Consider the following 6,538-nt stretch of genomic DNA (forward strand, 5'->3'; position numbering starts at 1 on the left):
CTGCCAGGCGTTCAGGCGAAATCCGCGAAGTCGGCAGCCTTGATGTCGCTGCACCCGTTGAGCATGTCCGACGCCAGTTCGCGCTTCTTGCCCAAGAGCGCGTCCAGTCGGACATCAAAGCTCGGAAATTTGTCACTGACCACGCCGGGGTGGTAGATCTGCACAGCGCGTTTCTGGCCGATGCGGTAGGCCCGTGCTGTTGCCTGATCCTCTTTGGCCGGGTTCCAAGTTCGGGTGAAATGCACGACATGGTTAGCCGCTTGGATGTTGACACCAAAGCCGACGGCCAGCGGTGACAAGATGATGACGTTAAAACCGGCCTTGTCCTGAAAAGCGTCGATCAACTGTTGACGGTTGTAGAGCACGCGCGGATCGGCAGATGTGTCGCCATTGACGATGCTTGCTGCTATGCCAAAGAAGGCGGCGATCACGCGCTGCAGTTGGAGCTGGAGCTCGCGGAATTCGCAGAACACGATCACTTTGTGTCCTGCCGCTGTATCGGCGGCCAGGTGTTTGAGCAGGGTCACCAGCCAGCCCATCTTGGGTGATTCGTTGACGATCCGATCGATGGGCAAGCGCAGTGCATCTTTTTCTGCGTAACCATGTGGGTCTGAGCAAATCTGCCTGATGGCCAGCAGGGCTTGCAGCTGTGCTGACGGGTTGGTTTCCCGTTGCGTCTTCAGCGTTTTCAAAGCGCCTTCGTACAGATTCAATTGGTATGGTGACATGGGCAATCGCTTGCAGCAAGCGTCCTCGACCGGCTGGGGCAGGTCTTTGGCCACCTCGGTTTTCTTGCGGTGCAGAATTTGCGGTTTGATCAGGCTTCTCAGTTCTTCGACCTTGGCCACCTGCTCCTGGGTCTTGGCTTCAATGGGCTGGCGGTAGGTGCGGGAAAACTGGCTCAATGCTCCCAGCATCCCTGGCTGCACGAAATCGAACAGGCACCAGAGATCGGCGAGCGTGTTCTCGACGGGCGTACCTGTGCAGGCAATACGGAATCTGACCTTCTGCTTCTTGGCCGAACGGGTGACCATGGCAGCGGGTGTCTTGATCTTCTGTGCCTCGTCGCAGACCATGACCGACCACGCTTGACTGGCCAGGGCGAACTCCAGGTCGCGCATCGTTTCGTAGGTCGTCAGAACCAGCCTGGCATCGCCGACCCAGCCTTTCTTGAGTAGCCGCGTGATGCCTTGCGCCTTCAGCTCCTCATCCAACTCATGCTTGCTCACCCGCAGAGATTTGAGTGTGTCGCCGTACAGCATCAACAGTGGCAGTGTGCCAGGCTGGAAAAAGCGCCCCAGTTCATTGCGCCAGTTCTCCAGCAGCGCGACGGGGGCCACCACAAGGGCGGGTGGCAGCTTGGGGTCTTGCTCAAAGCAGGACGTGATGAAGGTCAGCAGTTGCAGCGTCTTGCCCAGTCCCATGTCGTCGGCCAGCACCGTGCCGCGGCAATGCTGGGGTGACATCGACCAGAGATGTTGCAGCCAGGCAATGCCAACTTCCTGGTGCGGCTTGAGTGCGATCTCTGGCCTGAGCGAGCAGGGGATGATGGGGCTGGCACCTTCTGGCATGGTCAGTGCCTCGGCGCGGGCTTCGGTGTAATCGATGGCTTCGAGGTTGGACTTGATGACCAGCCGCTTGGCTGTTGAAGGTGCGCTGCCTGCGTTGCCTTTGGGCTCAAAGGTGTCCTTTTTGAGTTCTTGCTGGACTTGGGCCAGTGCATTCAGCGCGGCTTTGGCCTCCCCGATGGGGACAGGAGTGGACAAACCCGGTAGTTCAACCAGTGTGCGGCATTCCGATTCGGCGGCTTGGACGGCTTGCTGCAGCGTGGGGACTTCGTCAAACGAGATTGGAACGAAAGTCGGGGCAGCATCTGCCTTGCCATCGACCCGGATGCCGACACTGACATTGCCTTCAAACCAGCCGTTGCCCTCGTCGTTGCGGGCAATGACGGGTGTGATGCAGGCAGTTTCTGTCCCAATTTTCTGGATGCGCTCCGAGTAGTGGCTGAGGTCGAGCACCTCGCTCGCAGTCCAGAGTTGGGGGTGACTCCAATCGCGCAGCCAGATCTGTAGCTGCTTCAGGTGTTCTGGTGTTTCGCCCAGAATTTCAAACTCCCTGCCCAACCAGCGCACGCACTGCGACCCGTCGTCCAGGCAACGACCCAGCCTGGATGTAAAGCGTGCCAGGTCGTCCGGGTTGGAAAACCAGACCGGGTTCGATTCCGCCACACCTTGACCGATACTTTCCACCTGCAGGCCAACGCGCTGCACTTCGCCGAACTCGCCGTGTTCTACCTGTGGCATGAAGCGTTCAAAGCGGATACCGGCGTCGTCGCGGGCTTGTTCAAACTGCACAGGGTCTATGACCTTTTCCGATGCCTCGCCCAGCACCGCAAAGGGGTTGCGCACAAAAGCCTGAGCACGTGGGCCGTAGGCCCTGCGCCCCGGCATCCGTTTGATTTCTGCCAGCACGGACTTGACCTCTGGCGTAACGACAACGCGTACCAATGAAGGGCCATCTGCAACGTCGTAGCTGTCTTGCAAGGGAAGGCGATCAAACTGATTGAGCCATTGGCTTGGAGCTTCATCAAAGCGCGGCATCACTTCCAAGACGTGTTCATCACCTACCTTGCGTTGCTCCATGGCAAGCTGGAGTTGATCGGGTGTCAGAACGATGGTGCGTGCCAAGTAGTCGGACAACGAGCAGTTGCTGGCGCTGGCGAGCTTGCGGATACGGCCAACAGTCTGTTCTTTGAGGGCTTGGGTGCGCTCACCGATTGGGGTGGCATGAAACCGTTCCAATTGTGCGAACAAAATGTGCAGGGGTTCAGGCAGCAGACCAGCGGCTTCTCCTATCTCCAGCAGTCGGCCCTTGAGTTTGGGCGTGGGTTGCACAGGCTTGCCTTGCGGATCCAGCCATCCGTCAATCAGGAGTGTGAAATCAGCATCCATCAAGGCACCACTGCTGGCCAGCCTAGGCCGTGCCAAGGTGTCGGGCGGAATGTGTAGAGCATCTCGGTGGGCAGCAAAGTCGGGATCGCGCAGCACCGCGTACAGGTCATTCCAGCTGAGAAAAAATTCATCTGGACAGCATTTCCCCAAGCCCGCCAGTGCCAGTTGTGACAGGCGGGCACCGAGTTCTGCCTGCTCTCCCGCCTCGTAAGGCTGGTGCAGCCAGTGCGTGGCCGCCATGCCCGGGGCGGGGTAGTGCGCCCCCTCTGCATCGAACGTCACCATGCGATGGTGGTCGGCTGGTGGCAGTGGCACTTCTGCTGTGCGTGTGGCCGCTATTTTTTGGAAGAGCTTTCTGAACATGGTGATTTTTATTGAATTTCACCTTTGATCCAGTAGCCTCTCCCCGGGCGCCACTTGAACCCTGCTTGCTCCAAAAAGTCTGTCAGTCTGGGATACAGCTGCGCGGGATGGGCTGACTCAATGAGCACCCAGAACGCACCGCCGTAGGGCCGGTTGTCCTCGTATTCCAGGCCGTGTTGTCCGCACATCGAGAGAATGACAAATTTTTTGGGAGTGCCGTTCTCGCCGGACGTATTGGCGTGGTGCGTGTTCGATGAACTTGATGCAGGTGCGAGGTTGCCACTGGTCAGTGGAACTTTCTGCAGAAGCCATCTGAGCTTTTGATCAAAGTTGAATTCCCAATCTCCGCCATGAAGGAGCCGTGTCGCTCCTGATCTTTGTTTTAACTCATGGATGGAAAATGATGGCTGACTCAGGTTGGTGGCAAAGTCGGCTGCGGCGAACACGTAGCAAGCATTTCCTGTGAGCCCAAACTCAATGACAAGAAGTTGGCCAATGCGCATGATGAAGGCATTGTTGTAAGGGTTGTTGTCGCGCAGCACCCTGTTGCGCCCCTCCATGCGTTTGCGCACTTCGACGAAGGCCGGGCTATGGTTGCTTGCTGCGCTGTACCCCAATGCAAACCACATCTCACTGATGTGCTGTTCCCACCTGAGCCAATAGTTCAGACGCCGCAAATCGGCAGCGCCATCCTCAGCCAGCAGCGCGAAGAAGTCCCTGATGTTCTGGCGGTTCAGCCAGCCTTCCACCATTTTCCGGGCCGCCTCATTGTTGACGGCAGCGTCCCACTTGGTGCGCTCGCGCCAAGGGCTACCAATCCACTTGATGCAGGCGTCAAGCAGACCTGTGTCTGCTGGCTTGTCTTGGCATGCTGCATAGCGGGCCACCGTCATGCCTACCGCTTGAACTGCATACAAGTGTGGCAGCCGCATATCCAGCTTGCCATCGACCAATGCCAGCACCTTGGGCATGCGCCGCTTGAAGATGTCGTCTGGGCTTTGGCACACCGCGCGCACGTAGGCCAGCAACGCATCTTCCCAGACCCAGGAGTTGCCGGGAATGCCCAGAGTGGCACACATCATTCGGAACTCCTGGATTTCGTCGTGCATGAACCCTGCGGCGTAGCGGCTGCAAGGGTCATCACCCAGCAGATTCCGGTGCGCAGCCAGTGTCGTCAGCCACGGCGGGGGCTCGCCTCTCGCGCTTGACGCCTGCAAGACTGGATCCAAATTGCTGGAAAGAAATCGCCTCAGCCCGCCCCAATTCGTTTGCGTGACATTGTCTGCACGATGTTGTCGGCTGAAGTTGAAGTAGCTTTCAAGCAAACCTTGGTAGCAACGGCGGAACTGCTTGGCCTGTCCCTGACGTTGACGCACTTGGGCAAAAAGATGCGCGCACAAAAGCTGGTCGTCAATGACGCGCCATTGTCCCAGGCCAATCGGCACCGTGATGCCGTAGCACACATATTTCAGGCTGTTGAAGTTGGGCAGCTCCCGGGTTTTTTGGTAATGCAGCAGTGATGCCTCTACCTTGTCCTGCGGTGGTCTGGTATCGGCTTGTGCGCCCAGGTCGCGTTGGATGCTGGCCAGCACTTCATGCATGGCCGAGGGATGGCCCCAGGGTTGGGTTGGGCTGGTATTTTTGAGCGCGAGTGCTTGGTGCAGACCAGCACGCAGGGCGTCTATCGGTTGACGATGGGACATGGCTCTTTGGTATCCAAGGCCTCAACCAGTGCTGCCCGGTCAATTTTTGCTGGCGGGTTGGCCAGTTCGAGGTTGCGTTCTTGACGGGTCTTGAACTCCAGCTTGAACTCGATGCGGCGGCTTTCCAGTGCTGTCGGTTGCAAGGAGTTAAAGGACCCGCCCCCAACGAAAAATTGTGTAGCGATCAACATCCGGTCTTCAAGGTTCAGCGGTGGCGTGCCGTCGTCTGGGTCACGCAGCAGATCGCACAGCACACGCTCGCTGCGTTCCAAGCTGAGGTTGAGGTTGAACAGGTATTTTCCCGAACGGCTGGCATAACCCTCCACCACCGCACGCTTGAACCAGTGTTGGCCCGCCTCGGAGGTGCGCAGCTTGTCCAGCAGCCTGGGGGTGAACTGCAGCACCAGCTGCCTTTGGGCGGCTGACAATTGGTTTTGCCCTTCGCGTTCGAAGCGGCCACGTGGCCCGAAGTCGATCGTGTTGCCAACGACTTTGACACCTTCGAACTCTTCAGCGGTCAGTATGTGTTCGATTTCTTTCATGAAATCGGAAATTGCACGTGTGCGCTCTGTTTCCTGGGCTTCCTCTGTCGAAACCTTGCTGGTGATGGCCAGCAGTGCCACGCTCATGGCCACCAGGAACAGGACCATGAGCGCCGACATCAGGTCGGAAAACGAGATCCAGAACGGTTTTTCTCCTTCTTCCCGTACGCGTCGGCCACCGGCTGTCTTCAGTCCTCCAATCATGGTTCAGCGCCTGGAGGGCAGGTTGTCCAGCACATCGCCCAGATCCTGGATGGCACCTTTGAGCAGGCCTGTGGCTTGGGCCAGTTCGCTGTGGAAGGCACTGTTGCCCTCGCGCAGCGTGCTTCGAATTTGGTTGGCAAATTCTGCATGTGCGGTGGTCATCACATCGGTGACACTTTCCAGGTAATGGTCGGCGGTTTGCTGGGCTTCCACCAATTTTTGGCTGGCAGACTGCAGACCACGGACAAGTTCTGCAGTGAGTCCAGCTTCGCGTTTGGCGTTTTCGACCGTGGCACGCAGATCGTTCACCATGGCCAACAGGGCATCCCTGACCGATTTGTGATCGAGCAAAATTTGTTGGGCTGTGGCGATTGCATTGTTCAGCCCGGATGCGGTTTGGTTCAGCCTGTCGACGTTTGTGCCTATACCATCGGTCACTGTTTTGATCTGCCCCAAATTGTTGGTCAATGTGGTGGCTGCATGGTTGAGTTGTGTGGCACCTTGGCCCATGCGTTCGACATGGCTGTTGGTGCTGGAGTGCAGTTGCACCACCGATTCCCGCATGGCTGTGGATGCCGCTTGCACGGTATCACCGAGTCGAGCAATTTGAGCCTGTTGTTTTTCGAGCAAATCTGTCACTTGTTGTGCAAGGGCTTGTTGCTGTGCTGTATGGTTTTGTTCCGCCTGCTGGGTTTTCTCTTGCAGCTTGGCCAGCAGTTGGCCCGATGTATCACCAAGTTGCTGGAGTAGGTTGCTGGTGGCTTCGGCGGTT

General features: G+C 57.7%; 3 protein-coding genes and 1 pseudogene. All 4 read right to left on the reverse strand.

Annotated features, from left to right (window positions below):
- Positions 1-11: 11 nt before the first annotated feature.
- Entirely contained in the window at positions 12-3,317 is a 3,306-nt protein-coding gene (locus tag CON76_RS09415; protein ID WP_240592824.1) for a DEAD/DEAH box helicase, read from the reverse strand.
- 8 nt (positions 3,318-3,325) lie between these two features.
- Positions 3,326-5,020 (reverse strand): EH signature domain-containing protein, encoded by a 1,695-nt coding sequence (locus CON76_RS09420; RefSeq protein WP_101103096.1) that lies wholly within the window; start codon positions 5,018-5,020, stop codon positions 3,326-3,328.
- On the reverse strand, positions 4,999-5,766 hold the full coding sequence (locus tag CON76_RS09425; protein ID WP_101103097.1) for a flagellar motor protein MotB: 768 nt from the start codon (positions 5,764-5,766) through the stop codon (positions 4,999-5,001). Before CON76_RS09425 ends, CON76_RS09420 begins: the two co-directional genes overlap by 22 nt.
- Positions 5,767-5,769: 3 nt before the next feature.
- Positions 5,770-6,538: pseudogene (locus CON76_RS09430) on the reverse strand (anti-phage ZorAB system protein ZorA); the annotation flags it as partial.

The organism is Macromonas bipunctata (assembly GCF_002837135.1).
Taxonomy (GTDB): Bacteria; Pseudomonadota; Gammaproteobacteria; order Burkholderiales; family Burkholderiaceae_C; genus Macromonas_A; species Macromonas_A bipunctata.

What these genes read in the sequence shown, in the direction of transcription:
- CON76_RS09425 (WP_101103097.1), bottom strand. Translation starts at nt 5,766, where the DNA reads ATGATTGGAGGACTGAAGACAGCCGGTGGCCGACGCGTACGGGAAGAA.
- CON76_RS09415 (WP_240592824.1), bottom strand. Translation starts at nt 3,317, where the DNA reads ATGTTCAGAAAGCTCTTCCAAAAAATAGCGGCCACACGCACAGCAGAA.
- CON76_RS09420 (WP_101103096.1), bottom strand. Translation starts at nt 5,020, where the DNA reads ATGTCCCATCGTCAACCGATAGACGCCCTGCGTGCTGGTCTGCACCAA.